21 protein-coding genes are annotated in these 26,799 nt (G+C 44.2%); 6 read left to right on the top strand and 15 right to left on the bottom strand.

The window, feature by feature from the left end; translation table 11 throughout:
- Positions 1–660: 660 nt before the first annotated feature.
- Positions 661–3,981, bottom strand: a complete 3,321-nt coding sequence (locus FKN93_RS01605) for an AraC family transcriptional regulator (RefSeq protein ID WP_170904311.1) — start codon at positions 3,979–3,981, stop codon at positions 661–663.
- A gap of 480 nt (positions 3,982–4,461) precedes the next feature.
- The gene (gene znuA, locus FKN93_RS01600) at positions 4,462–5,349 is read right to left on the bottom strand and encodes a zinc ABC transporter substrate-binding protein ZnuA (RefSeq protein WP_158138755.1); all 888 of its coding nucleotides are present in this window, start codon (positions 5,347–5,349) and stop codon (positions 4,462–4,464) included.
- 78 nt (positions 5,350–5,427) lie between these two features.
- Between znuA and znuC the strand changes: the two genes are divergently transcribed.
- The gene (gene znuC, locus FKN93_RS01595; protein ID WP_170904310.1) at positions 5,428–6,213 is read left to right on the top strand and encodes a zinc ABC transporter ATP-binding protein ZnuC; all 786 of its coding nucleotides are present in this window, start codon (positions 5,428–5,430) and stop codon (positions 6,211–6,213) included.
- Positions 6,206–6,994: a zinc ABC transporter permease subunit ZnuB gene (gene znuB, locus FKN93_RS01590; protein ID WP_158138756.1), complete on the top strand. Its 789-nt coding sequence runs from the start codon at positions 6,206–6,208 to the stop codon at positions 6,992–6,994. The genes znuC and znuB overlap by 8 nt, the downstream gene beginning before the upstream one ends.
- Before the next feature lie 55 nt (positions 6,995–7,049).
- Here znuB and FKN93_RS01585 read toward each other — a convergent pair whose 3' ends face one another.
- The 10 genes from FKN93_RS01585 to sdhC form a co-directional block, all read right to left on the bottom strand.
- Positions 7,050–8,468, bottom strand: a complete 1,419-nt coding sequence (locus FKN93_RS01585) for a Na+/H+ antiporter NhaC family protein (protein WP_170904309.1) — start codon at positions 8,466–8,468, stop codon at positions 7,050–7,052.
- Entirely contained in the window at positions 8,465–9,625 is a 1,161-nt protein-coding gene (locus FKN93_RS01580) for an aminotransferase class I/II-fold pyridoxal phosphate-dependent enzyme (RefSeq protein WP_170904308.1), read from the bottom strand. Before FKN93_RS01580 ends, FKN93_RS01585 begins: the two co-directional genes overlap by 4 nt.
- Positions 9,626–9,994: 369 nt before the next feature.
- A complete protein-coding gene (gene sucD / locus FKN93_RS01575; protein WP_004394800.1) occupies positions 9,995–10,867 on the bottom strand; it encodes a succinate--CoA ligase subunit alpha in 873 nt (290 codons plus the stop codon).
- Positions 10,867–12,033, bottom strand: a complete 1,167-nt coding sequence (gene sucC / locus FKN93_RS01570; RefSeq protein WP_154170483.1) for an ADP-forming succinate--CoA ligase subunit beta — start codon at positions 12,031–12,033, stop codon at positions 10,867–10,869. The genes sucD and sucC overlap by 1 nt, the downstream gene beginning before the upstream one ends.
- A gap of 172 nt (positions 12,034–12,205) precedes the next feature.
- Positions 12,206–13,414 (bottom strand): 2-oxoglutarate dehydrogenase complex dihydrolipoyllysine-residue succinyltransferase, encoded by a 1,209-nt coding sequence (gene odhB / locus FKN93_RS01565; RefSeq protein ID WP_161425577.1) that lies wholly within the window; start codon positions 13,412–13,414, stop codon positions 12,206–12,208.
- A 28-nt stretch (positions 13,415–13,442) separates the two neighbouring features.
- The gene (gene sucA / locus FKN93_RS01560; protein WP_170904307.1) at positions 13,443–16,253 is read right to left on the bottom strand and encodes a 2-oxoglutarate dehydrogenase E1 component; all 2,811 of its coding nucleotides are present in this window, start codon (positions 16,251–16,253) and stop codon (positions 13,443–13,445) included.
- An 85-nt stretch (positions 16,254–16,338) separates the two neighbouring features.
- On the bottom strand, positions 16,339–17,049 hold the full coding sequence (locus FKN93_RS01555) for a succinate dehydrogenase iron-sulfur subunit (RefSeq protein ID WP_004394796.1): 711 nt from the start codon (positions 17,047–17,049) through the stop codon (positions 16,339–16,341).
- A gap of 14 nt (positions 17,050–17,063) precedes the next feature.
- Positions 17,064–18,830: a succinate dehydrogenase flavoprotein subunit gene (gene sdhA / locus FKN93_RS01550; RefSeq protein ID WP_154170478.1), complete on the bottom strand. Its 1,767-nt coding sequence runs from the start codon at positions 18,828–18,830 to the stop codon at positions 17,064–17,066.
- Positions 18,831–19,175, bottom strand: a complete 345-nt coding sequence (gene sdhD, locus FKN93_RS01545; RefSeq protein WP_040904157.1) for a succinate dehydrogenase, hydrophobic membrane anchor protein — start codon at positions 19,173–19,175, stop codon at positions 18,831–18,833. It abuts the gene before it with no gap.
- Positions 19,169–19,561 carry a succinate dehydrogenase cytochrome b556 subunit gene (gene sdhC / locus FKN93_RS01540; RefSeq protein WP_040904155.1) on the bottom strand — a complete coding sequence of 131 codons (393 nt, stop codon included), beginning with the start codon at positions 19,559–19,561 and terminating at the stop codon, positions 19,169–19,171. The genes sdhD and sdhC overlap by 7 nt, the downstream gene beginning before the upstream one ends.
- A gap of 397 nt (positions 19,562–19,958) precedes the next feature.
- Between sdhC and FKN93_RS01535 the strand changes: the two genes are divergently transcribed.
- Positions 19,959–21,248 carry a citrate synthase gene (locus FKN93_RS01535; protein ID WP_115152656.1) on the top strand — a complete coding sequence of 430 codons (1,290 nt, stop codon included), beginning with the start codon at positions 19,959–19,961 and terminating at the stop codon, positions 21,246–21,248.
- A gap of 87 nt (positions 21,249–21,335) precedes the next feature.
- On the opposite strand, the gene FKN93_RS01530 is transcribed toward FKN93_RS01535, so the two are convergent.
- Complete coding sequence (locus tag FKN93_RS01530) at positions 21,336–22,094, bottom strand: Nif3-like dinuclear metal center hexameric protein (protein WP_161438117.1); 759 nt, start codon at positions 22,092–22,094, stop codon at positions 21,336–21,338.
- Between the two features lie 93 nt (positions 22,095–22,187).
- Here FKN93_RS01530 and FKN93_RS01525 point away from each other — a divergent pair, with 93 nt between their 5' ends.
- Entirely contained in the window at positions 22,188–22,940 is a 753-nt protein-coding gene (locus tag FKN93_RS01525) for a DUF1853 family protein (protein ID WP_170904306.1), read from the top strand.
- A gap of 63 nt (positions 22,941–23,003) precedes the next feature.
- On the opposite strand, the gene pgm is transcribed toward FKN93_RS01525, so the two are convergent.
- Positions 23,004–24,650, bottom strand: a complete 1,647-nt coding sequence (gene pgm, locus FKN93_RS01520; RefSeq protein ID WP_170904305.1) for a phosphoglucomutase (alpha-D-glucose-1,6-bisphosphate-dependent) — start codon at positions 24,648–24,650, stop codon at positions 23,004–23,006.
- Positions 24,651–24,757: 107 nt separating this feature from the next.
- On the bottom strand, positions 24,758–25,294 hold the full coding sequence (gene seqA / locus FKN93_RS01515; RefSeq protein WP_004394790.1) for a replication initiation negative regulator SeqA: 537 nt from the start codon (positions 25,292–25,294) through the stop codon (positions 24,758–24,760).
- 92 nt (positions 25,295–25,386) lie between these two features.
- Between seqA and FKN93_RS01510 the strand changes: the two genes are divergently transcribed.
- Both FKN93_RS01510 and fldA read left to right on the top strand, forming a co-directional pair.
- Positions 25,387–26,151 (top strand): alpha/beta fold hydrolase, encoded by a 765-nt coding sequence (locus FKN93_RS01510; RefSeq protein WP_040904153.1) that lies wholly within the window; start codon positions 25,387–25,389, stop codon positions 26,149–26,151.
- Between the two features lie 114 nt (positions 26,152–26,265).
- Complete coding sequence (gene fldA, locus FKN93_RS01505) at positions 26,266–26,793, top strand: flavodoxin FldA (RefSeq protein WP_004394788.1); 528 nt, start codon at positions 26,266–26,268, stop codon at positions 26,791–26,793.
- Positions 26,794–26,799 lie beyond the last annotated feature (6 nt).

The raw sequence follows: 26,799 nt of genomic DNA, 5'->3' as shown, positions 1-26,799 counted from the left end.
TAATGAGAAGGATTGCTATTACTGGATAATACGCTGTAAATAAGTGCTAATCATTGTGTGAAATCAAAGATTGCATTAATTGATATTGGCCTACAGAGCATCGATAAACGTTCAAAATTGTCATTTCCGCTAAAAATTGACTCGTTAAAAACGTCAAAATTATTTTCTTGCCACAAGGACGACTCAACCATTAAGGATAAAAACAATACAACAAGGGGAAATAATCCATAAAAAACAATACGATAGAGAGTTAATCTTAATGATGGCGCTTTTATTAGGTGAGGTTGGCGTTAATTTTATAAGCAAAAAAAGCAGAGGTTATTATATTGAACAGGTCAGCGGGAATTGACCCGAAGATAGAACTCCAGAGGTGATATGGCACTGCCCATATCACTCCGGCAGCAAGCGAAGGTGTCATTGACACCCGTGGTATAGTCCCCCGGCTATACCACGATATTTTTTTCTTCATTGACACTTCAACCCCACTCTCCTCGCTTAACCTCTAATGAAAAAATCACTCAACGGTATCTCCACACCTCTCAACACAGCCTAGTAACTCATAGATAAGCGCTCCTACCCGTGGATAACGCTCTGCAGAGCGAAAGAGAAAGCCGCTAACGGGACGTGATGCTAAGCCAGTCGCAAGTGCGGCCGTTTCGATCATTGTGACTCTTCAGCAAATTGAGAGGGAGATAATCCATATTGATGTTTAAAACGTTGACTAAAATAAGACGGATCATTAAATCCACATAAAAAGGCAACTTGCGCGACTTTTTCACCACTCATCAATAAACTACAGGCTTGCTCTAAGCGATATTCCGTTAAATATTCTTTAAATGTTTTGCCCGTTAGATACTTCATCCGTCGTTGTAAACTGCGCTCCGACAGATACATTCTTTTCGCAATATCAGACGTTGTAAATTCTGCGTCAGCATAGCGCTCAGCAACAATATGATTGAGTTTTCGTAGCCACTCTAACTCACTGTCACTTTGTGGCTTTGCTGATAATAGCGCCGCAGGTGTCGATTCGACAGAGATAACTTGTGGCCACATCAGCTCGATTAAGTTTCGTTCACTGGACGAGTGAATCGATAAATTTCCGCCTGATAAAGCCACCAGCTCATCAAGGGAAAATTGAACATTACCGTTGGAAATCACCATCAGTTTATCCAGTAAGCCGGATGCCGAGCCATAGTCTTTGATCAGCACCACAACATGTCCTTCACGTTCTATTGTCTCAATGGTCAATGTCTGATGGGCATACAAACGCTTTAATGCATCCGATAACAATGCATTAAAGATAACATCCAATCCCGCTTGTTTGACCAATACATCCGGCAAAAGATCACTTGGATGATAATCAATTTTAATGTTGGCTCGTTCAAATTCACTGTGCCAACCATGCAGCACCGTCTCAAGTACTAAAGATAACGAACAGCTGATGGTCATTGACTCGCCTGATGAATTAAAGGCGCCGATTTGCACTATTTGCTCCGTCAGTTGATCAATCAACGCAGTTATCTCGGGAGAATGGTGCTGGTGAGTTTGAACGCTTAACTGTTTAAGCAGTGACTGATTTTGACGTTGCCAACGCTCTAACCACAAATGACGAATCTGTATCTGTTTGCGTAATAATAAGTTATGACTTAGTAGCATCTTACTTTGCTGTTGTAACTGACGTGTTTTATCTGCAATCTGCTGTTTAAGATCCTGATTCACTCGATCCATCACTCGAGAACGCCATCCTGTCAATAAGCCACCAACCAACAATAAACTAGAGGCATAGCCAACTATCGCCCAGTTGGAGAAATACCACGGTTTTAATACTTGAAAATTTAATGTTTTATCAACTCTCTCTTCTCCAATATGTCGCAATGATAGGGTGTAGTGGCCAGGTAAAAGATGATCAAGCGTTAGCTGCGGCCCTTCAAATCGCTGCCATGGATCATCATTGAGACTGAATTCTAACGCTTGCCCTCTGGCATCGGGTAATGCACCAAATTGAAAACTAATGGCTTGTCCATAGGCCACGTGTAACGGCACCAAAGTAGCGCCACCAATCTGTATCGGTTGATAGTTGACACTGACCTGACTAAAAATGAGTGAGGAATGAGGAGGCTCGGCATTTGCGAGTGGCGTCGTTTGAATAGCCAAGAGCCCAAACATCGATGAAAAGAGTATCTGCTCTTGAGTATAAGAAGCGGAACAAACGCCGCTTTCTAGCTCATTATTGATTAAGCCATGAGGAGAACCAAAATGTTTATCAATCGAACCATCCGCATGATAGAGAGTGAGACCTTTAGAGGAGGCTAACCACATCCCTTGTCCACTGTTCACAAGGCATTTAAGACGAATATTATCGTCAATCAAAGGCACAGCGAATAACGATAGTTGATCGTTTAAACGTCGAAATACCCCCCGCTCACTGACAAACCATACCTCTCCCGTTGCAGTTTCGCTGATACCAAGGTTGGTACCATAGTTGGCCGTTCGTTTGTCATAAGTAATTTGGCCATTTCTTAAGGTATAAATACCATGCCGAGTCCCAATCAATAAGCCATGTTCACGGCTGCTGTATAAAGCCGTAACCGCTATGTCTTGCTTATTATCCAGCAACCAATTGTGACCAAAATCCGTGTAATGCTGCGAATCAGGATGATAAGACCAAAGCTGATTGTTTGAGACCCCCCATAACCGCCCCTCATTATCGACGGTCAAATGCTGAATCGGTGAATGACGTAAGATAAAGGGCAACGGCTCTGGCTGATCACGATTTTGCTTGAATGAACGTAATATTAAGCCTTGTTCGCTGGCGATCCATAGCTGATCTTCTAGCAATAAGACATCATTAACCTGCCCTGAGTACACCAGTGATTTTTTGCCCTGTTGCTGCCCATCAAATAGATATAAGCCATCCTGAGTGACCATTAAATATTGGTTACTACTTGGTATAGGACGCAAGCGTTTCAGTTTGCTATTGAGACGTTCATGAGTAATATCATCGGCTAAATAGCGCGTAAATTTCTGACTGAAAAGAGAAAAATAGCGAACACCTTGATGAGTCGCAATCCAAATCCCCCCATGCTGATCATTAGCGAGAGCGTAGATTCGCCCTTCAGGTAAGCCATAAGGCCCCTGCCCATTACTGATCAGTTGGGTCGTTTTCTCCGTCGCTAAGGAATAGACAAATAATCCCTTATCACTACCAATCCAATACTCTCCTTCGGCTTCAATGATCGCAAAGACTTGACCATCACCTATTTTTTTTAATGGGTATTCGGAGTGAAAAATATCAATCAATAAAGCCCCTTTATGAGTACCTACTAATAGATGATTTTTTTGGGGAGAAAAATAGAGCGTCTGGACTGGATTTTTTCCAGAGGGACGAATATGTGAAAAAGCTTGAGCCTCAGAGATATACGTACCGACATTGGTGGCTAACACCCACTTATAATGCACCAATTCGGCGTCATTAATCTCCACTTGGCTGGCTTGATTAAGCTGATACAGTTTCGCTAATGAGTAAATTTTGAGTTGCTTGGTTTGTAAATGATACGTATAAAAATATGCCCCATCGCTGAGCCAAATATAACCATTTGAAGCACCGATTTTTTCTATAGATACCCCCGGGGTTAAACTCAGCACCAATTCTGACTCAGAACCGGGTCGTGTTTGGTACAGTTCATTATCGATAAAAGTCCAAAAACGCCCTTGTGCGTAAGCCAGTTGCTGCTGCTTATCACGAAACAGCGATCCTTGCTTAGGCAACATCGTTTGCCCATCAAAAAACATGACGTTTCCGTGTACATCGTGAATCCATAGCCCTCCTTCGTCACCAAGAAATAAATTCTGTGCAATAAAGGTTTTACCTTGAACAAGCGTTGGTAACGGATAAAAAACCGCAGGCGCGCTATCTCGCGCGTGAGCGGGTAAAAGACTCCAACTAAAAATAGAAAATATAAGCAGAATAATGTGCTGCAAAATGCGTCCTTTACTGAATCGTAGACAGGCAAACCGACACGACACTGCAAGGTTATTTCTCAGAGAAAATTAATTAACCAAAACAGCCTAACCACTGTTCAATTAATGACAACTGAACCACGACCTTGTTATTGTGGGATCGGTAATTTGGTGCGTTGATTTCGGCAATATGTCGCTCCGAAAATCATCAGCATCAAGAAAAGTAATGGGCATTTTATACCGAACACATGTCAATAGACAGATTTTGGCTACTGATATGAAGCGTAATTATCAGCCAACTTCCAAAAGTGCGAGATCAGTAAGCATCTCTAAACAAAAGATCAGCGGATATCAGCATCAATCATGCTTATCGGCGATATAGAGGGTAATTAGCAAAGTCGTAGATCGCTAACACTACTGACGCGTTAAGTCAAAAAAGAGACGGTTTAGTCACAGAAGCTGCGGGGTAACACCTCGACAGCTTCTTATCATAAGCAATCGTTATTGAGATAAGCAGTTATAAAAACTATTCGATAACTGGTGTAGAAACTCAAAATAACTCCCTGATTGAACGGGAATGTTAGAGCCTAAAGGATCAAGCACACCAATATGAACGTTACTACCACGGACAACGGTTTCGATCACTGCGGGTTGAAATTGTGGCTCAGAGAAAACACATTTGGCTTGATTATCAGTTAATGAACGGCGAATGCTGATCAACGTTTTAGCGCCCGGTTTACGCTCTGGGCTTACGGTAAAATGACCAATATTATTTAAGCCATAATGCTGCTCAAAATAGGCATAGGCATCATGAAAAACGTAATATGATTTAGATTTAACCGCCGCTAACTGCTTAGCGATCGATTGATCCGTCGTATCGAGTTGGTCAAGAAAGCGAACTAAATTCGCCTCATACTGTGGACGATGCTCTGGATCCATTTCGCTTAAACGCTGCGTTATCGCTTGAGCCACTTGTTTTACTTGCGCTACTCCAAGCCAAAAATGAGGGTCATGAGTACCATGACTGTGTCCATCATGATCATGGTGATGATGCTCCTCTTCTCCATAAGCTCGGAGCTCTAAATTAGGGATCTGACTGAGAGTTAGTACATTAGGATGCTGGCTTAAAGAACGCTCTAAGAAAGGTTCAAGATCTGGACCAAACCAAATCACTAATGAAGCTTCACGAATCCGCTTTACATCTGAAGGACGCAGGGCATAATCGTGCGGCGACGCATTCGCAGACAGCAATACCTCCGGTTGACTGACGTTTTCAGTAAGCTCATAAGTAATCATTTGAATCGGTTTAATACTGGTCAAAATGCTGCTCGCCCAACCCGAGAAGGGAAAAGCAATGAGCAAAGTACACAGTGTGAATCGAGATAGCATGGTAATTTCCTGCTGGTAGCGTTGATGACTGCGAAATGTTACATTATAACATCACCCAATTGCAAACGAGTTTCTTTCATGTCAACACTCATTGAAATGCATGACATCTGTGTTGATTTCAATCAGCGCCGAGTTCTAGATAAGGTTAGCCTGTCTCTATCCAGAGGTAAAATAACCACCTTAATAGGCCCGAATGGCGCGGGAAAATCGACGTTAGTCCGCGTGTTACTTGGTTTACATCAACAAAATTCTGGCACTCTTTCACGAGATAAGACTCTCAAAATTGGCTATGTGCCACAGAAATTGAAGTTAAACGATACGCTCCCCCTCAGTGTCAGTCGCTTTCTTCGTTTGGCTGGAAAATACAGTCAACAAGAACAATTAGAGGCGCTACGTTTAGTTGGCGCTGAGCATCTTATTAACCACGATATGCATAAATTATCTGGTGGTGAGAATCAGCGTGCGCTATTAGCACGAGCTTTGCTACAACGTCCTGATTTATTAGTGCTTGATGAGCCAGCGCAAGGAGTCGATGTTCAAGGACAAATCGATTTGTATGATCTTATCAACACCATTCGCTTGCGATTTAACTGCGCCGTTTTCATGGTCTCGCACGATTTACATTTAGTGATGGCCAAAACCGATGAAGTGATCTGTTTACATCACCATATTTGTTGTTCGGGTTCACCAGCGGATATTTCTCAACATCCAAGCTATCTCGCATTATTTGGTCATCGTAGCAGAGAAACCCTCGCTTTTTATCAACACAAACATCAGCATCATCATGATTTAGCTGGACAACCGGTTAAGGGTGACGCTCAAGCCTGTTCACATCATTCACACGGTCATCATCACCATGATTGAGTTTTTACTTCCTTCTATCGCTGCTGGAATTGGCATCGCGATTATTGCTGGCCCTCTCGGCTCTTTTGTCGTCTGGCGGCGTATGGCTTATTTTGGCGACACTCTCGCTCATGCGTCATTGCTTGGTTTGGCACTCGGTTTTTTACTCGATATCAACCTCTATTTGGCACTGCTGGTGTGCAGTCTAAGTCTGGCTGTTATATTAGTGACCATGCAACGCCAGCAATTAATTGCCACCGATACCTTACTGGGAATTCTTGCTCATAGCTCTCTCTCACTGGGGCTCATTGCCGTGAGCTTTCTCGATAATGTACGTATTGATTTGATGAGTTATCTATTTGGCGATTTACTGGCCGTCAGTCCTGCGGATTTATGGTTTATTTGGAGTGGCGTCGCTGCGGTGAGCCTTGCGGTTTATCTCTTTTGGCGACCGCTACTTTCCAGTAGCGTTAATGAAGAATTGGCCAGTGTTGAAGGGGTCAACATTGAATTAATGCGACTGGTATTGATGCTACTGATTGGATTAGTCATTGCCGTCGGGATGAAGTTTGTTGGCGCGTTAATCATGACTTCATTAATGATTATCCCAGCCGCTACAGCCAGACGCATCGCCAAAACGCCAGAGCAGATGGCCCTATTGGCCTCGCTAATCGGCATTATTTCTGTATTGATTGGAATCTCGCTCTCATGGCAATTTGATACCCCAGCCGGCCCTTCTGTGGTGGTTAGCGCAACCATGATGTTTATGCTCAGTCAAACACTTGGCCGCCGTTCATCTTAACCCGTATGCTTAACCAAAATATAAAGGCCTGATAAAACAGGCCCTTATATTACCCCTACCAGCTACCTAAAAAGGCAAAAAGCACACAGCTTATCAAACCAATCACAAGGATATAAGGAAACTGGGTACGGATATGGTCAATATGGTCATTGCCCGTCGCCATAGAAGATACAATACCAGTATCACTGATCGGAGAGGTCATATCGCCAAATATCGCACCTGATATCGAAGCGCCAATCAATAAATGTGGGTCGAGATCGGCTGCGACACCAATTTGAATGCCAATCGGAATCATGATCGCAAACGTTCCCCATGACGTTCCAGTTGCCAGAGACATCACCGCCGCAATCAGAAATACAAACGCTGCCGAAAGCTCTGCAGGTAATACTCCATCAATCAATTGGGTAATGTATTGCCCAGTTTGCAAATCGGCAGATAAATCCCCGACCAAAAAAGCCAATGACATGATGGCTCCCAATGGGATCATATCCGAATATCCAGCGAGTAAGTGGCGAAAAAAAGCATCCAACGATAAAACTCGACCACAGACAAAATAAACCAGTGAAATCAAAGTACCCGCCATCACCGCCCAAAAGACAGCTGTCGATCCTGAGCCTGCGGTAATATTGCCATTTCCGGTAACCCATAATCCCAATGGAACCATAAAAATAATGGTCAGTAGTGGTACGATAAAATAGCTTGCTTTACCGTTAACAGTGACAGGTTCAACTTGTTGGTTACCAGCAATCGGTAAAGCACCTTGTCTCAATACTTGTCCTTGCAATGCCCGCTTGTCAGCCTTGGCCATCGGCCCCCAACTCACTCCCGAAAAAATATAAAACAGCACACCGAGTAACGATAACCACGCCATCAAGTTATAAGGCATCGAAGCAAGCAAGATAGAAAAAGGCTCCCCCTCTAAATAGCCTCGACTGATTTGTACGCCGATGATTGCCATCATTGCCGCCCCCCAGCCATTGATCATTACACTTGAACAGGTGGCCACACACGAAGATTGAATCACATAGGCCATTTTCTCGCGTGATACTCGATAATGATCGGCTAAGTCACGACTCACCGTTCCTGCTGACATTAAAGAAATTGAGCTTTCAATAAAAATAACCATGCTGGTTAACATGGCTAACAACTGTACCGCGATAGGGCTTTTGACCAGTTGGGCTCGCTCTGTTAATCCGTGAATAATCGCTTGCGTTCCCCCTGTAATTTGAATCAGCCGAATAATCCCCCCGACCATAAAGCAGAATAAAATGGTGCGAGTATTCCCTGCGCTAGCAAATACATTGATATAACTGTCTAATGCATCGGCAATACCGGCTAAGGGGTTAAAACCAGCAATCACCGTATAACCAACCACAGCACCGATCAATAAAGACAAAATCACTTGCCGAGTCAGCACTGCTAGAGCAATCGTTACCAGCGGTGTCAATAATGTCCATACACCGTAATCCGTCATACGGGCTCCGCGGAAAGCGCATTGAGCAAATCAGCAATTAAGTCATCACTGTCTTCAATTCCTACCGATAAACGAAATGTAGTATCAAAAATCCCCATCGCTTGACGCTCTGTTTCACTCATCGAACCATGGGACATTGATGCCGAATGGTTGATCATACTTTCTACACCACCCAGTGATTCAGCCAAAATGAAATAACGTAATCGACTTAAAAAGCGTTGGCTATCTGTGCGATTACCTTTGAGTTGAATGGTAACGACGGCTCCTCCTGAACGCATTTGTGATTGGCATAATGCATAGTGAGGATGCGTTGCTAAACCTGGGTAATAGACTGCTTCTATCGCAGAATGACCACTGAGCGCTTGTGCCACTTGCAATGCATTATCACACTGACGCTGCATACGTAAATCGAGAGTTTTTAAGCCGCGTAAAGCAAGATAAGCATCGAAAGGTGACGCGATGGCACCTACCGTTGTTTTGGCAAAATCTATCCGTTTCGCTAGCTCAGGATCGGCAGTAATCAACGCACCACCAATCATATCCGAATGACCACCAATGTATTTACTGGTCGATAGCATCACCAGATCGGCACCGAGAGTTAATGGCGTCTGATTCCAAGCGGTAGCAAAGGTATTATCAACACAGGTCAATACACCATGACGACGGGCAAAAGCACACACTTGCTGGATATCCACCAGCTCTAATAATGGATTGGTTGGCGTTTCTATCCAAATCATCGCGGTATTGTCTTGCATCACCGACTCAATGGCAGCTAAGTCGTTCAAATCGACATAATCGACCGTTAAACCATTGTTATGTCTACGTAGTTTTTCAAATAAACGATGTGTACCACCATAAACACCACGCATGGCAATGATGTGCGCATTTTGAGTTAACAGTTCAAGCGCTAATGCGGTCGCTGCCATACCAGAAGCCGTTGCTGTCGCATAAGTTCCTTGCTCTAAGGCAGCAAGTGCACTTTCGTAAGCGTAACGCGTTGGATTTGCCACTCGTGAGTAGCCATAATCAGCAGACTGTTCGAGATCGGTTTGAATAAAACTACTCGCGGTGTAAATAGGGGGGAAGGCTGCATTGTGACCAGCATCATGCTGATCGCCACCATGGACTGCCAATGTAGCAAAGCTTGGTTTTTTCATGATTTCATCCACATAAGATTTGATGAGTTTTAAACAATGCATTACTGATAATGCAAAAGAAGGCAGTGAAATTATTCTATTTGATAGCTCGTTCTAGCTCATAAAAAGGCATAGAGTTTCCAAATGAGACAAGAAGTAACATTGTATTACTTTTCTGCTCAGTGCAGAAAATAGAATTCGCTTCTATGTTATATCCTTACGATTGAAACGTCAGCGGTGTTGGCTATATTCGACACCGTTATCTTTAGCTATAAGGGCTCACTTACTTGCCGTCTACTCACTATTCCTAGTGGTTTGGAAATATTCTAAAAATAATAAAAAAGCCTCCGCAGCAGGGAGGCTCTATATAAGCAACGGAAGTTTACGTCTTTACCAACCGGTGACTTCACGTAACGCTTGGCCAATATCCGCCAAACTTTTTACTGTTTTAACGCCTGCCGATTCTAGCGCAGCGAATTTCTCTTCTGCGGTGCCTTTACCACCAGAAATAATCGCACCAGCATGGCCCATACGCTTACCCGGAGGTGCGGTAACACCAGCAATATAAGAAACAACAGGCTTAGTCACATGCTGTTTAATAAACGCAGCCGCTTCTTCTTCCGCTGTACCACCGATTTCACCGATCATCACAATCGCTTCCGTCTCAGGGTCGTCTTGGAACAGTTTCAGAATATCAATAAAGTTAGAACCAGGAATGGGGTCACCACCGATACCAACACAAGTCGATTGACCAAAACCTTCATCCGTGGTCTGTTTGACCGCTTCATAAGTTAAAGTACCTGAGCGCGAGACAATGCCGACTTTGCCTTTCTTATGAATGTGTCCTGGCATGATACCAATTTTACACTCATCTGGAGTGATCACACCTGGGCAGTTTGGACCAATCATCCGTACCCCAGTTTGCTCCAACTTAACTTTAACATCGATCATGTCTATGGTCGGAATGCCTTCAGTAATGGTCACGATCAGCTCGATACCAGCATCAATGGCTTCTAAAATCGCGTCTTTACAAAACGGAGCAGGAACATAGATCACAGTGGCAGTTGCACCGGTCGCTTCAACCGCTTCACGTACGGTATTAAATACCGGTAGACCAAGATGAGTTTGACCGCCTTTACCTGGAGAAACACCACCCACCATTTGTGTGCCATAAGCTAGTGCTTGTTCAGAATGGAAAGTACCTTGACCACCCGTAAATCCTTGGCAAATGACTTTGGTGTCTTTGTTAATTAATACCGACATTATTTGCCCTCCGCAGCAGCAACAACTTTACGCGCAGCGTCAGTCAACGACTCTGCTGCAATGATATCTAAACCCGATTTTGCCAACACATCACGACCAAGTTCAGCGTTAGTCCCTTCAAGACGAACAACCACTGGCACTTCAACACCGACTTCTTTCACCGCGCCAATAATTCCTTCGGCAATCATGTCGCAGCGTACAATACCACCAAAAATATTCACCAATACGGCTTTAACATTGTCATCAGACAAAATGATCTTAAACGCTTCAGCCACACGCTCTTTGGTTGCGCCACCACCAACATCTAAGAAGTTAGCAGGTTTACCACCATGCAGATTAACAATATCCATGGTTCCCATCGCTAGGCCAGCACCGTTAACCATACAACCGACGTTGCCATCGAGAGCGACGTAGTTCAACTCCCACTGAGCGGCATGAGCCTCACGAGCATCTTCTTGAGTCGCATCGTGCATTTCACGCAATTTAGGCTGACGGTATAAAGCATTGGAGTCGATATTGATCTTGCCATCGAGACACAATAAGTTACCTTCACCGGTAATCACCAATGGGTTGATTTCTAGCAAAGCAAGATCATACTGCGTAAACATCTCGCTTAAGCCCATGAATATTTTTACAAACTGCTTAATTTGGTCACCTTGCAGACCAAGCTTAAATGCCAATTCACGACCTTGATAAGCTTGCGCACCGACTAATGGATCGATAGCCGCTTTATGGATAAGCTCTGGTGTTTCTTCTGCAACTTTCTCGATTTCTACTCCGCCTTCTGTTGAAGCCATAAACACGATTTTACGTGTCGCGCGGTCAACAACCGCGCCTAAGTAAAGCTCATTGGCGATACTTGATGCTTCTTCAACTAGGATTTTAGACACGGGCTGGCCATTAGCGTCCGTTTGATAAGTTACTAGGTTTTTACCAAGCCACTTTTGAGCAAAGGCTTTCACTGCATCTTTACTTTCATGCAGTTCGACTCCACCCGCTTTACCACGCCCACCGGCGTGAACCTGACACTTGACGACTTTCTTTACTGTACTAATCCGTCCTGCTGCTTCAAAGGCTTCTTGTGGGGTATCACAGGCATAACCTTCAGGGACTGGCAAACCGAATTCGGCAAATAGCTGTTTTGCTTGGTATTCATGCAAATTCATTGTGTTATTCCATTTATGTATTTTTATTCCATAGAGCCCAATACATGGTTGGACTTTACGTCTGTAGGGGTACTCTGAGTGAGTAGCCAAATGGCTTTAAACAAGGCCGGGCGTTGAGCTAGCCCGGCTTTTTACGAGTTAATGATGAGGACGAAGCCCTCACCGACTAACATTACACGTCTAGAAGCAGACGTGCAGGATCTTCAAGTAGCTCTTTGATTGTCACTAAGAAGCCAACCGACTCACGACCATCAATTAAACGGTGATCGTAAGACAGTGCGAGATACATCATTGGTAAGATTTCAACCTTACCATCAACCGCCATTGGGCGATCTTGGATTTTATGCATCCCCAAAATTGCCGCTTGTGGTGGGTTAATGATCGGCGTTGACATTAATGAACCAAACACACCACCGTTAGTGATGGTAAAATTACCGCCCGTTAACTCTTCCACGGTCAACTTACCATCACGGCCTTTCAGCGCTAGTTCTTTAATACCCTTTTCAATTTCCGCCAGACTGAGCATATCGCAATCTTTTAGAACTGGCGTCACTAAACCACGAGGGGTTGATACTGCCATACTGATGTCAAAATAATTATGATAAACAATGTCTTGACCATCAATTGATGCATTGACTTCAGGATAGCGTTTTAAGGCTTCAGTTACCGCTTTAACGTAGAAAGACATAAAACCAAGACGAATGCCGTGTTTTTTCTCAAACAGATCTTGATACTGTTTACGCAGTTCCATAATCGGCTTCATGTTGACTTCATTGAACGTCGTCAGCATCGCGGTACTGTTTTTCGCTTCTAACAGACGCTCAGCAACGCGTTTGCGTAAACGAGTCATTGGTACACGCTTTTCACTGCGAGCGGCCACTGGTAGTGGCGCACTTACTGGTTGTGCTGTTGGAGCTGCCGCTTGGTTTTTCGCTAAGTAGGCGTCGACATCTTCACGTGTAATGCGACCACCCACACCTGAACCTTTGACTTGATCGGGCTCTACATTATGCTCCGCCAGCAAACGGCGTACCGCTGGGCTTAACGCATCATTAGACTCTTCACTGAGTACGGCTTTATGGCGTTTATCCGGAGACGGCTCTGTCGATGCGGTCGAGTCTGCTGTTGGTTCACCAGCAACGGCACCTGGTTTAATTCGCGCCAGTAGCTGCTTAGACAGCACGGTGGCACCTTCTAACTCTAAAATCGACTCAAGTATCCCCGCTTCAGGAGCGGGTACTTCCAACACTACTTTGTCGGTTTCAATTTCAACCAGCACTTCATCACGAGCGACAGCATCACCTGGCTGTTTATGCCATGTCGCTACGGTGGCGTCTGCTACTGATTCAGGTAGATCTGGAACCAGAATTTCAACTGTCATATCGGTCTTTTCCTTTTACTTCTTGTTCTTAGGCTAGGGTCAAAGCGTCTTCAATTAACGCTTTCTGCTGTTTCAAGTGTACCGACATATAGCCCACCGCCGGTGATGCTGATGCTGGTCGACCCGCATATTTTAAATCCGCCCCTACAGGAATAGCGGCGCGGAAATTGTGTTGGCTACTGTACCAAGCGCCTTGGTTTTGTGGCTCTTCTTGACACCAGACATAATCAACGACATTGGTATAAGGTGCGATTGCCGCTTGTACTTCTTCAATCGGGAACGGATACAGTTGCTCGATACGAACAATAGCCACATCATCTTGCTGATTATTTCTGCGTTGCTCGAGCAAATCGTAATAGACCTTGCCAGAGCAGAAAACAACTCGCTTAACTTTTGCTGCATCCAACGGATCAATCTCACCAATCGCTGGTAAAAACGAACCGTTAGCCAACTCTTCCATACTTGAGGTACAAAGTGGATGACGTAGCAAAGATTTCGGTGACATGACAATCAATGGACGGCGCATTTTACGCACCACTTGACGACGTAGCATGTGATAAACCTGAGCTGGCGTTGAAGGAATCACCACCTGCATGTTTTGCTCCGCGCAAAGCTGTAAGTATCGCTCTAAACGCGCAGAAGAGTGCTCCGGTCCTTGACCTTCATAGCCGTGAGGTAACAACATGGTCAAGCCACACAATCGGCCCCACTTTTGTTCGCCTGAAGAGATAAACTGGTCAACGACAACTTGTGCACCATTAGCAAAGTCACCAAACTGCGCTTCCCAAATGGTTAAACCGCCAGGCTCCGCTGTTGCATAGCCATACTCAAAAGCCAATACTGCTTCTTCTGATAACACAGAATCGATGACTTCAAATGGACCTTGTTTGGTATGAATGTTCGCCAAAGGAACATAAGTGCTGGCATCGGCTTGATTATGTAAAACCGAGTGACGATGGAAGAATGTTCCACGACCAGAATCCTGACCAGAAATGCGAATACGTTTACCATCGTCAACCAATGTTGCATAGGCAAGAGTTTCAGCCATTCCCCAATCGAGCATTTTTTCACCAGAAACCATGCTCATTCGATCATGGTATATTTTCTCAACTCGACTTTGCAGCTTATGACTGTCTGGATACTGGCAAATTTTTTCTCCCAACTCTTTTAGGCGAACAAGAGGGAATTGATTGTCCCAATTTTCATTCCATTCACGATTAATATAGGGAGACCAGTCCACAGAATGCATGGTCATTGGTCGCCACTCTTTAACCACCACTTCACCATGATCCAGCGCATCACGGTACTCATTCACTAATTGAGTCGCGGTTTCTAAATCACACTCGTTGCGCTCAGTTAGAATGTCCGCATAAATTTTACGTGGCGTCGGATGCTTCTTAATTTTCTGATACATCAACGGCTGAGTCGCATTAGGCTCATCCGCTTCGTTATGGCCATGACGACGATAACAAACCAATTCAATCACTACATCACGCTTAAACTCATTACGGTAATCGAGCGCCATACGTGTAACAAAGGCAACCGCCTCTGGGTCATCCGAGTTAACATGAAGAATCGGAGCCTGAACCATCTTCGCAATATCAGTGCAGTACATGGTTGAGCGCGTATCGCGAGGATTGGAGGTGGTAAAACCGACTTGGTTATTGATAACAATTCGAACCGTTCCACCGACACAGTAGCCGCGAGCGAGAGACATGTTAAACGTCTCAGCAACGACACCTTGTCCAGCAATCGCTGAATCACCATGGATAGTAATTGGTAACACTCGACTCCCCTCAGAATCGCCTAGACGATCTTGACGAGCACGAACCGAACCAATCACCACCGGATTAACAATTTCTAGATGCGAAGGGTTAAATGCCAACGCTAGATGAACATCACCGCCAGGGGTTGCGAAGTCTGCGGAGAAACCTTGGTGATATTTAACATCACCGGTGCCCCACGTTTCATCGTGCTTACCAGCAAACTCGTCAAACAGATCCTGCGGCTTTTTACCTAATACGTTAACCAACATATTCAGGCGTCCGCGGTGAGCCATACCGATTACCACTTCACGCATGCCATGAGTACCCGCATGACGAATTAACTCTTTCATCATCGGAATTAACGCATCGCCACCTTCCAGTGAGAAACGTTTTGCGCCGGGGAATTTAGCGCCAAGATAACGCTCTAAACCTTCTGCAGCCGTTAATTCATCTAAGAACGTACGCTTTTCTTCTAAAGTGAAAGTCGGCTGACCTAATACAGGCTCTAGACGCTGTTGAATCCATCGTTTTTGCTCAGTATCAATGATGTGCATGTATTCTGCACCCACTGAGCCACAGTAGATTTTATTTAACGATTGGTAGATATCTTTCAACTTCATGGTATCCGCGCCAACGGCAAAAGAGCCGACGTTGAACGTTTCTTCCATGTCATCTTCAGTTAAGTTATGGAATGAGGGATCGAGTTCCGCCACTGGTGGGCGTTTCCATAAACCAAGAGGATCTAATTGGGCAGCTTCATGACCGCGGAAACGGTAAGCGTTAATAAGCTGTAGAACTTTTACTTGTTTTGCATCGACTTCAGGATCACTAACTTGGACATTGTAATGCTTTGTCTCTTGGGCAAGCCGACGGAAGTAGTCACGGACACGCGAGTGTGGTTGTTCAACCACATGATCAGGCTGCATAGGCAGACCATCAAAAACACGTTTCCACTCCTCACTCACCAGATCGGGATCACTTAGATACAGTTCGTAGAGATCTTCTACATAAGTTGCATTGGCGCCAGCCAAGTGTGAAGACTCGAGCCATGCCTTCATCACGCCGTTGTGCATTATTTTCCCTTAACCAGTAGTTTTCACGTTTGCTGCGGTCTATGCCGAGCTATAAAGGCAGGCCCGAAGGCCTGCAATTTTTCATCTAAACCGAGCGGTTGACCAACATCGACTTGATATGGCCAATTGCTTTTGTCGGGTTTAATCCCTTAGGACAAACACTTACACAATTCATGATGCCATGGCAACGAAAAACGCTAAATGCATCATCAAGATTTGACAAGCGCTCATCTGTTGCCGTATCGCGGCTATCAATTAACCAACGATAAGCCGCCAACAATCCCGCCGGACCGATAAATTTATCCGGATTCCACCAAAAAGAGGGGCAAGACGTTGTACAACATGCACACATAATACATTCATACAATCCATCCAAATGTGCGCGATCTTCCGGTAACTGGAGATGCTCACGAGAAGGAGGAATTTCACCATCAGAAATCAAAAATGGTTTCACTTTGGCGTAGTTATCGTAGAACTGTGTCATGTCGACGATTAAATCACGCACTACCGGTAAGCCCGGTAATGGGCGAATAACTATTTTACTGCCTTTCAAAGCCGAAAGCGGGGTAATACAGGCTAAACCGTTTTTACCATTCATGTTCAAGCCATCAGAACCACACACACCTTCACGGCAAGAACGACGAAAAGCAATCGATGGGTCCTGTTCTTTCAGTAAGATCAGTGCATCGAGCACCATCATGTCTGAACCTTCTGCGACGTCGAGCACATACTCTTTCATGTATGGCTTACTATCAACATCAGGATTGTAACGATACAAAGAGAAGTTAAGTTTCATAATTGAGTCCTCCCTTAGTATGTACGTGCTTTAGGTGGAAAAGCATCACGATGAATCGGCGTCATATTGACATCACGCTTATTCATTTGTTCGGTTTCTGGATCGTAAATCGAGTGGCACAACCAATTCGCATCATCACGTTCTGGATAATCGAAACGAGCATGCGCACCTCGGCTTTCCGTACGATAATTGGCCGCTACTGCGGTAGAAAACGCCGTTTCCATTAAGTTATCTAACTCTAAACATTCGATACGCTGAGTATTAAATTCTTTTGATTTATCGGCCAAGTGTCCGTTTTTCAGACGTTCACGGATCACTTTTAACTCTTCAAGTCCGGTTGCCATCGCATCACCTTCACGGAATACCGAGAAGTTGTTTTGCATACAACGTTGAAGATCTTTACGAATTTGTACTGGGTCTTCGCCACCGGTACTGTTTTCCCAACGCATGGTTCGCGCTAATGACGCTTCAATATCTGACTCGGTTGCTGGGCGAGCTTCACTTTGTGCGGCTAGCGTTTCACCAAGGTGTAATCCTGTCGCGCGGCCAAAGACCACTAAATCTAATAATGAATTACCACCAAGACGATTTGCACCATGTACTGAAACCGAGGCAATTTCGCCACAAGCGAACAGACCTTGCACTTCAATATCTTTGCCGTTTCTATCTTGTTTGATGGCTTGACCAGAGACCTGAGTCGGTACTCCTCCCATCATATAATGACAAGTAGGAATGACAGGAATCGGCTCTTTAACCGGGTCAACATGGGCAAAAGTCCGAGACAATTCGCAAATACCTGGTAGACGGGATTCAAGAACATCTCGACCTAAATGGTCTAGTTTCAGCTTAATGTGTGGACCCCATGGGCCATCACAACCACGGCCTTCACGGATTTCAATCATCATTGAACGAGCAACCACATCACGGCCAGCCAAGTCTTTCGCATTAGGTGCATAGCGTTCCATGAAACGTTCACCATCTTTATTTAATAGATAGCCACCTTCTCCACGACACCCTTCTGTTACTAACACACCAGCGCCAGCAATCCCTGTTGGGTGGAATTGCCACATTTCCATATCTTGCATGGGTACACCAGCGCGTAAGGCCATGCCTACACCGTCACCAGTATTGATGTGCGCATTGGTCGTTGACGCATAAATTCGCCCAGCGCCGCCAGTAGCCAGTACCGTCGCTTTCGATTTAAAGTAGCAAATTTCACCACTTTCCATACACAACGCTGTACAACCTAACACCGCACCATCTTGGTTCTTCACTAGGTCCAGAGCATACCACTCGGAGAAAATCGTCGTTTTATACTTAATGTTCTGCTGATATAGGGTATGTAATAACGCATGACCCGTACGGTCAGCAGCAGCAGCGGTACGAGCAGCTTGCTCACCACCAAACTCTTTCGATTGGCCACCAAATGGGCGTTGATAAATCGAACCGTCTTCAAAACGAGAAAATGGCAACCCCATGCGCTCAAGTTCAATCACCGATTGAGGACCATTTTTACACATGTATTCAATCGCGTTCTGATCACCAATGTAATCTGAACCTTTGACGGTATCGTACATGTGCCACTGCCAATCGTCTTTGTGCGAGTTACCCAAAGCAACGGTAATGCCACCCTGAGCAGAAACCGTGTGTGAACGAGTTGGGAACACTTTAGACAACAAGGCGCAGGTTAGGCCTTGTTCAGAAATTTGAAGTGCAGCACGCATGCCTGCACCACCAGCACCGATAACCACGGCATCGAATTCACGAACAGGAATAGTCACTTACACACCCCACAGTACAAATAGGCCAGAGAAAAAGTATCCAAATAACACGGCAATAACGACCAATTGCAAAACACTACGTAACTTTGAGCACTTTACGTAATCGGTCAATACTTGCCAGAGCCCTATCCAACCATGAATCAGAATGCAAACTAAGGTCAACATGGTGAACACTTTAGTGAAAGTGCTAGAGAAAAATTGGGTCCATGTTAAATAGGTAATATCAGTGAAAGCACAAAACAATACTACGTAAAGGGTATAAAGAGTCATAATAATTGCAGTAGCACGAATTAAGAGATAATCGTGTACCCCATTACGACCAAATGAAGAAACATGCTTTACCATACTAATACCCCCGCTAGCACTGATAACACTAACGTGATTACCAATGATATCTTGGCACTCAATGCGCCACTTTCTAACTCTTCAAAATACCCCATATCCATAAGAAGATGACGTATACCACCGACAATATGATAGGCCAACGCCGTTAAGATGCCCCAAAGAACAAACTTGACGAAGAAGCCATTAACGATATGACTTGCCTCCATAAATCCCATTGGTGATGACAAAGAGAGGGACAGTAACCATAACAATATACCGACCGCCACAAACGTTATGATCCCAGCGATACGGTGCAGGATAGAAACGATGGCGGTGATCGGAAAGCGTATAGTCTGCAGATCTAGATTAACCGGTCTTGACTTTCTTTCTTTCACGGGCTTGCTCACTCAGCTCTAATTGAAGCATTTATAGTTATCAATGAAATTTGGCAACAAACCGACAAAACTTAACATTTAATCAACATATAAGCCAAGATAAGCCCACCTTAATTGTAAAATAAATGTTAACAACAAGGTTGAGTATTTTTACCTTGAATTGTTTTGAGCTTTGAATTTATAAGGTTTTTACCAAAATTTGCTACGCCTTTATACGGCTGGCAACATTATACAACAAATGATGTAACAAATTTTGCTACACAGAACAGATTTTTAACTTTATATGTATAAAAAATCAAAGTAAGTGCACACATCGGAGGAGAAAAATTGACTTTAATAACGATCGGACGTACAAGAATGACACACAAACATCCTGGACGGATTAAATAATAAACAAAGGAGATTGTCTATGGCAGATAAGAAAGCGACCCTTCACATTGAAGGTAAAGCGCCCATTGAGCTGCCGATTATGGATGGGACAATAGGTCCTCAAGTAATCGACGTTCGTCAATTAGGTTCAAATGGCTACTTTACTTTTGACCCGGGTTTTCTTGCCACTGCATCTTGTGAATCTCAAATCACTTATATCGATGGTGACAAAGGCATTTTGTTACATCGCGGCTTTTCTATCGAACAGTTAGCCAATAATGCTGATTATTTAGAAGTGTGTTACATCCTTCTTTATGGTGAAGCCCCTAACCGTGAACAATACGAAGAGTTTAAGAAAATCGTTACTCGCCATACCATGGTTCACGAGCAAATTGCTAGCTTCTTCCATGGTTTCCGCCGCGATGCACACCCAATGGCGGTGATGTGTGGGGTGGTAGGTGCGTTAGCGGCTTTCTATCACGATTCACTGGATATCAATAACGATACACACCGAGAAATTGCTGCTTATCGTTTATTATCAAAAATGCCAACCTTGGCTGCAATGTGTTACAAATACTCGATTGGTCAGCCATTTATCTATCCACGTAACGATTTAACCTACGCAGAAAACTTCCTGCACATGATGTTTGCTAATCCGTGTGAAGAATATGAAGTCAATCCTGTCGTCGCTCGTGCTATGGATAAAATCTTCACTTTGCATGCAGATCATGAGCAAAACGCATCAACATCAACCGTTCGTTTAGCCGGTTCTTCAGGTGCCAACCCCTTTGCCTGTATTGCCGCAGGTATCGCATCACTGTGGGGTCCAGCCCATGGCGGAGCCAACGAAGCTTGCTTACGCATGCTAGAGGAAATTGGCTCTGTCGATAAAATTCCTGAGTACGTCGCCCGAGCAAAAGATAAAGATGATCCGTTCCGCTTAATGGGCTTTGGTCATCGGGTGTACAAAAACTACGATCCACGTGCAACGGTGATGCGCGAAGCGTGTCATGATGTTCTTAAAGAACTCAATATTAGTGATCCGCTACTTGATGTAGCGATGGAGCTTGAGCGTATTGCGCTCTCTGACCCCTACTTTGTTGAGAAGAAACTCTACCCGAACGTTGATTTCTATTCTGGGATTATTCTCAAAGCCATCGGTATTCCAGTCTCCATGTTTACCGTTATCTTTGCCATGTCACGCACCATTGGCTGGATTGCGCACTGGAATGAAATGCATTCAGACGTCAACAACAAGATAGGCCGTCCTCGTCAGCTTTATACAGGTCAAAAACTTCGTGAGTTTGTGCCATTACATGAACGCCAATAAGTGAGGCACCAACTAGGCTAGCCTATCGTTCTTGCCTAGTTAATCAGTAACACAATAAAAAGCGAGATCGACTCTCGCTTTTTTTATTTATACCGGATTATCAATATCGATAAACTCAACAGAAAGGCCATGCGCTTTGCTCAACCACTCACCTAATGCTTTAACACCATAACGCTCGGTAGCATGATGGCCTGCAGCAAAATAATGAATATTTAATTCTCGTGCCGCATAAGTAGTTCGTTCAGAAATCTCACCCGAGATGAACGCATCCATTCCTTGCTGAGCAGCCAGTTCGATATAGTCTTGCCCGCCCCCCGTACACCAAGCGATCTTTTTAATCGGTTTATCCGTTTGCTCTGGAGCAATATGCAATGGCTGACGGTGAAGTACCGTTTGCAGATGCTGGGCAAACTCATCACCAGAGTAATGGCGATTGAGACAACCGTACATAGCGACAGATTGTGCATGCCCTTCTAGGCCGCCCTCCACTTCAATCCCAAGTAACTGAGCGAGCTGAGCGTTATTACCCAATTGCGGATGAATATCCAGCGGTAAATGATAGGCAAACAAATTAATGTCATGTTTAATCAGCTGTCGTAATCGCTGCCCTTTCATGCCACGAATCGCTTCTGGCTCGCCTTTCCAAAAATAACCATGATGGACAAGTAAAGCATCAGCTTGATGCTCAATGGCTTGTTCAATGAGCGCTTTCGACGCCGTCACTCCAGTAATGATTTTTTTTATCTCGGCTTTACCTTCCACTTGCAAGCCGTTAGGACAGTAATCTTTCACTAATTGTGGAGACAAGATCTCATTTAACAACGCTTCTAACTGTAAGTTGTTCATATTTCGTTCCATTACACTATTGTTATGACGTGTTTATAACAATTTCAGGCTAGAATGTCGAAAACGGAATGGTAACCGTAGATGGTGCTCACAATGGATATAAAACAGCTTATGCAATGGGTGGTAACCACTCCTCCACTCTTTCAAGGGTCAGAGCCAATAGTCTCTAAAGTTCCTTTCATTCAACCGTCTTATCAGCAGTGGCCAACTTATCAAGGTAATCAGCGACTGGGATTTATTTATCAATTTTTATGTCAACAACTATTCACTGCCACGCCTCGCTATAACGCCGTTTCAGAAGAGATTCAGCTAAATCAACAAGGCACAACGTTAGGTTCGATTGATTTTATTGCCAAAAACCGCAAAACAGAGCAATACGAACATTGGGAAGTGGCCGTTAAATTCTATCTTCTTCATCAAGGGAATTGGTATGGGCCCAATGCAGAAGATAGACTTGATCTCAAGTTAAATCATATGCTCAACCATCAACTTCCCCTTTCAAGCAACGAAGCGTTTTGTAAACATTATCCGTTATGGGCTAATGCGAAGCCCCATTTGCTCATGCAAGGTCGTCTTTATACTAACCCTTTTCAACCAGAACCCGTACCCAACGAATGTTTAGGCCACCCGCTCAATCCTTCTCAAATTCAGGGTCATTGGTGTTATCAACATCAACAGTCATTGATTGACGAGCCCTTGTATCGATTAGAAAAACCACAATGGTTAACGGGCCGAGATAAACAAAGCCCACGTTACCAAGGTGAAGACTTAGGTTTTGTTCATTGCCAAAGTCAGTCAGGAATATTTTGGTTTATTATGCCCAATGACTGGCCTGCCACCACATAATAAAAAACAGGCCATGAACGTTAATTCATGGCCTGTCTTAAGCTAAATTCGAGATATGATTAATTATAATCCCGCATTTTTAAAGACTTGATTAACAATCTCTTGCGCTTCATGCTCGATCTGTTTTAAATGCTCTGCACCTTTAAAACTCTCACAGTAGATTTTATAAATATCTTCTGTCCCTGATGGACGAGCCGCAAACCAACCGTAATCAGTTGTCACTTTTAAACCACCAATCGCAGCTCCATTACCTGGAGCATGGGTTAAACGGGCGGTGATCATATCTCCGGCTAAGGTTTGAGCGGTCACCATCTCGGCGGAAAGCTGACTCAAGATCGTTTTTTGAGGTCCATTGGCTACAGCTTGAATTCGGCTGTAGTGCGACTCACCATGTTTCGCTGCTAATTGATCGTAATATTGCTGAGGGTTTTTACCCGTCACCGCGGTTATTTCAGCCGCGAGTAGACATAAAATAATCCCATCTTTATCGGTTGACCAAGCGGTGCCATCTTGACGTAAGAAAGAAGCACCAGCACTCTCTTCTCCACCAAAACCAAAACGACCGTTATACAAGCCATCAACAAACCATTTAAATCCGACTGGCACTTCACACAATTTGCGGCCTAAATCCGCAACGACTTTATCAATCATCGCACTAGAAACAAGAGTTTTGCCCACAGCAACATCAGATTGCCAAGCAGAGCGGTGACGGTAAAGATAGTCAATACAAACCGCCAGAAAATGGTTAGGGTTCATTAAACCTTGTGGGGTAACAATCCCATGACGATCATAATCAGGGTCATTACCAAACGCTAAATCGTATTGGTCTTTCAGTGCTAATAAACCAGCCATCGCATAGGGAGATGAGCAATCCATACGCACCACGCCGTCTTTATCCAGTGACATAAATTGGAACGTAGGATCAATCGCTTCACTGACTAACGTTAAATCTAAATCGTACGTTTGAGCAATTTGTCGCCAATAATCAATTCCGCTGCCACCTAATGGGTCGACACCTATCTTCAGTTTGGCTTTCTGAATCGCGGCCATATCGACAACATTCACTAAGTCGTCAACATAAGGTTTCACTAAATCAACCTGCTTCAATAAAGGTGAATGCTTCGCTTCAACAATAGCCACGCGTTTCACCCCGCTCAAACCATCGGCAATTAGCTGATTGGCTCGATTTTCAATCGCTTTGGTAAGCTCACCTTCCGCGGGTCCACCATGGGTAGGATTGTATTTGATACCGCCATCTTGAGGCGGATTATGTGATGGGGTGATCACGATACCATCTGCTTTATCGGCATGTTGCAAGTTATAGGTCAAGATAGCATGAGAGATACCCGGCGTTGGCGTATAACCGTTATCTTGTTGAATAATGACCTCAACCTGATTGGCAATAAGCACTTCGAGCACACTACTTAAGGCTGGCTCAGATAAAGCATGGGTATCTTTACCGACAAAAATAGGTCCGGTCGTACCCAACTCAGTACGTAGATCAACGATCGCTTGCGCAATAGCTAAAATATGGTGTTCATTAAACGTGAATTTATCAGCCGACCCTCTATGGCCGGAAGTACCAAATTCAACCTTATGCTGCGGATTACTCGCATCAGGTTGTAAAAGGTAGTAATGAGAAACTAAAGCCGGAATATTATGTAAATCTTGTTGCTGTGCTTTTTGTCCTGCACGAGGGTGCATAGCCATAATGACATCCTTTTAAAAATAATAATCAATAAAAAACCTCATAATACGCATTTTTACATGCCCAGTATGAGGTTCTAGTCAGACTTTTCGCTGCTGATCGTGCCACGTTAAATAGACAAGGTCACTTTTTCAATAATATCCGCAGGGAAATTCATTTTCAGCATCACTTGCTCAACCATTTGCTGTTTACGGCTGGTATTGTTATTCGTAATCACCCATAACGGCGTATTTGGAATAGCTTTTGGTTTCGTCGTCTGCCCGTTCGCGAGCAACGTCGCTTCGTTATCAGCAAAGTAAACTCGCTTGCGTCCCTTAACGATCATGGCATCAGAGAAGCTCGCTGGATCGATACGATAGAGTGTGGATAGGACTAACATAAAACGATCAACGGCTTTTTTCAGTGCAGAATATTCATCTGAAATCAGTAACTCGCGCATCGCCTTAACGCTATCAACTTTTGTCTCTTGAGCCGCATCTTTACTGACCACTAACCCTTTAGGAGCAGTGATAGCAGGCATCGCCGAAAAACGCTGACTATCAACCTTCAATAAGCGACGTAAAATATCGGAAGCGCTCTCACCAATATGTAGGGTTTGACTGGCAATATAACGGTATAGATCTTCATCAACCTCAATTGTTTTCATTCGCTTTTCACAATCTCTATGTTTAAACTCTGGGGGATTATAGCGAGATCTTTACCGATACTCTACGTTAAACCCATTACTAATAAGATAAAATGTCAGCACTGCTTAATTACAAACTAGAAGGTGAGGGTCACACCGTCGTTCTGATCCATGGTTTATTTGGTAATTTGGACAATTTAGGACTACTCGCGAGAGATCTGAAACACGATCATCAGGTACTGAGTATTGACTTGCGTAACCATGGACAATCGTTTCACGCTTCAGAACATAACTACGCGTTAATGGCGCGCGATGTCGATCAACTGCTCACCGAGTTGGCTATCACTCAAGCGACGATCATTGGTCACTCCATGGGCGGTAAAGTAGCGATGAAATTAGCCGATCTTGCCCCCGATATCGTTCAACGGTTAATCGTGCTAGACATGGCACCCGTTGCCTATACCGTGCATCGTCATCAACAGGTGATCGATGGTCTCGATGCGGTTTTAGAACAAAAACCGTCCTCTCGCAGTGAAGTGATGACCCTTTTAGCCCAGCATATCGATCAGGAAGGCGTTCGCCAATTTCTGGGGAAATCCTTGGTCAACCAAGATAGCGTCATGACTTGGCGATTTAATGTACCTGCGATTAAAGCCAACTACTGGAATATTCTTGGTTGGGAACCGATTGCCTGTAACTCAACCCCGACCTTATTTATTAAAGGGGCAGATTCAAACTATTTAATGGCAGAGCATCAACCCGCTATCCAGCAACAATTTAGCCACGCCAAAGCACATGTTATCGCCAATACTGGCCACTGGTTACATGCTGAAAAACCAGCAGAAGTGCTCCGTGCGATTCGTAAATTTATTGTCTAAAGCGCTTAATCCATAACAAGTTAAGGGAAATTTGAAAGTCAATAGGTGGATTAACTTTAACAAATAACAGTGGTATAGTTCGCGCAAGCAGATTGATTTAAAGGTAAAGACTCTATGGCAAGTGTAGGTATCTTTTTTGGTAGCGATACAGGTAACACCGAAGCTATTGCAAAAATGATTCAAAAACAACTCGGCAAACAACTGGTTCACGTACAAGATATCGCGAAAAGTAGTAAAGAAGATATTGATAACTTTGATCTTTTACTGCTTGGCATTCCCACTTGGTACTATGGTGAAGCACAGTGTGATTGGGATGATTTTTTCCCTGAATTAGAAGCCATTGATTTTTCGACTAAACTCGTGGCTATTTTTGGGTGTGGTGATCAAGAAGACTACGCAGAGTATTTCTGTGATGCTATGGGCACCGTTCGAGACATCATTCAAGCCAAAGGCGCAACGATTATTGGTCATTGGCCAACGGAAGGTTATGAGTTTGAAGCGTCTAAAGCATTAGTCGATGATAATCATTTTGTTGGTCTATGCATTGATGAAGACCGTCAACCAGAGTTGACCGAGCAACGTGTGACCGCTTGGGTTCAGCAAGTATACGAAGAAATGTGCTTAGCTGAGCTAGAAGACTAAACCAGC

Source organism: Vibrio sp. A8-1 (assembly GCF_013048685.1).
Taxonomy (GTDB): domain Bacteria; phylum Pseudomonadota; class Gammaproteobacteria; order Enterobacterales; family Vibrionaceae; genus Vibrio; species Vibrio metschnikovii.
This window is presented reverse-complemented; position numbering and strand designations above follow the sequence as displayed.

Bases quoted from the DNA above. Each gene is read 5' to 3' on its own strand.
- znuA (WP_158138755.1), bottom strand. From the start codon at position 5,349: ATGCTATCTCGATTCACACTGTGTACTTTGCTCATTGCTTTTCCCTTC.
- znuC (WP_170904310.1), top strand. From the start codon at position 5,428: ATGTCAACACTCATTGAAATGCATGACATCTGTGTTGATTTCAATCAG.
- znuB (WP_158138756.1), top strand. From the start codon at position 6,206: ATGATTGAGTTTTTACTTCCTTCTATCGCTGCTGGAATTGGCATCGCG.
- FKN93_RS01585 (WP_170904309.1), bottom strand. From the start codon at position 8,468: ATGACGGATTACGGTGTATGGACATTATTGACACCGCTGGTAACGATT.
- FKN93_RS01580 (WP_170904308.1), bottom strand. From the start codon at position 9,625: ATGAAAAAACCAAGCTTTGCTACATTGGCAGTCCATGGTGGCGATCAG.
- sucD (WP_004394800.1), bottom strand. From the start codon at position 10,867: ATGTCGGTATTAATTAACAAAGACACCAAAGTCATTTGCCAAGGATTT.
- sucC (WP_154170483.1), bottom strand. From the start codon at position 12,033: ATGAATTTGCATGAATACCAAGCAAAACAGCTATTTGCCGAATTCGGT.
- odhB (WP_161425577.1), bottom strand. From the start codon at position 13,414: ATGACAGTTGAAATTCTGGTTCCAGATCTACCTGAATCAGTAGCAGAC.
- sucA (WP_170904307.1), bottom strand. From the start codon at position 16,253: ATGCACAACGGCGTGATGAAGGCATGGCTCGAGTCTTCACACTTGGCT.
- FKN93_RS01555 (WP_004394796.1), bottom strand. From the start codon at position 17,049: ATGAAACTTAACTTCTCTTTGTATCGTTACAATCCTGATGTTGATAGT.
- sdhD (WP_040904157.1), bottom strand. From the start codon at position 19,175: ATGGTAAAGCATGTTTCTTCATTTGGTCGTAATGGGGTACACGATTAT.
- FKN93_RS01535 (WP_115152656.1), top strand. From the start codon at position 19,959: ATGGCAGATAAGAAAGCGACCCTTCACATTGAAGGTAAAGCGCCCATT.
- FKN93_RS01530 (WP_161438117.1), bottom strand. From the start codon at position 22,094: ATGAACAACTTACAGTTAGAAGCGTTGTTAAATGAGATCTTGTCTCCA.
- FKN93_RS01525 (WP_170904306.1), top strand. From the start codon at position 22,188: ATGGATATAAAACAGCTTATGCAATGGGTGGTAACCACTCCTCCACTC.
- pgm (WP_170904305.1), bottom strand. From the start codon at position 24,650: ATGGCTATGCACCCTCGTGCAGGACAAAAAGCACAGCAACAAGATTTA.
- seqA (WP_004394790.1), bottom strand. From the start codon at position 25,294: ATGAAAACAATTGAGGTTGATGAAGATCTATACCGTTATATTGCCAGT.
- FKN93_RS01510 (WP_040904153.1), top strand. From the start codon at position 25,387: ATGTCAGCACTGCTTAATTACAAACTAGAAGGTGAGGGTCACACCGTC.
- fldA (WP_004394788.1), top strand. From the start codon at position 26,266: ATGGCAAGTGTAGGTATCTTTTTTGGTAGCGATACAGGTAACACCGAA.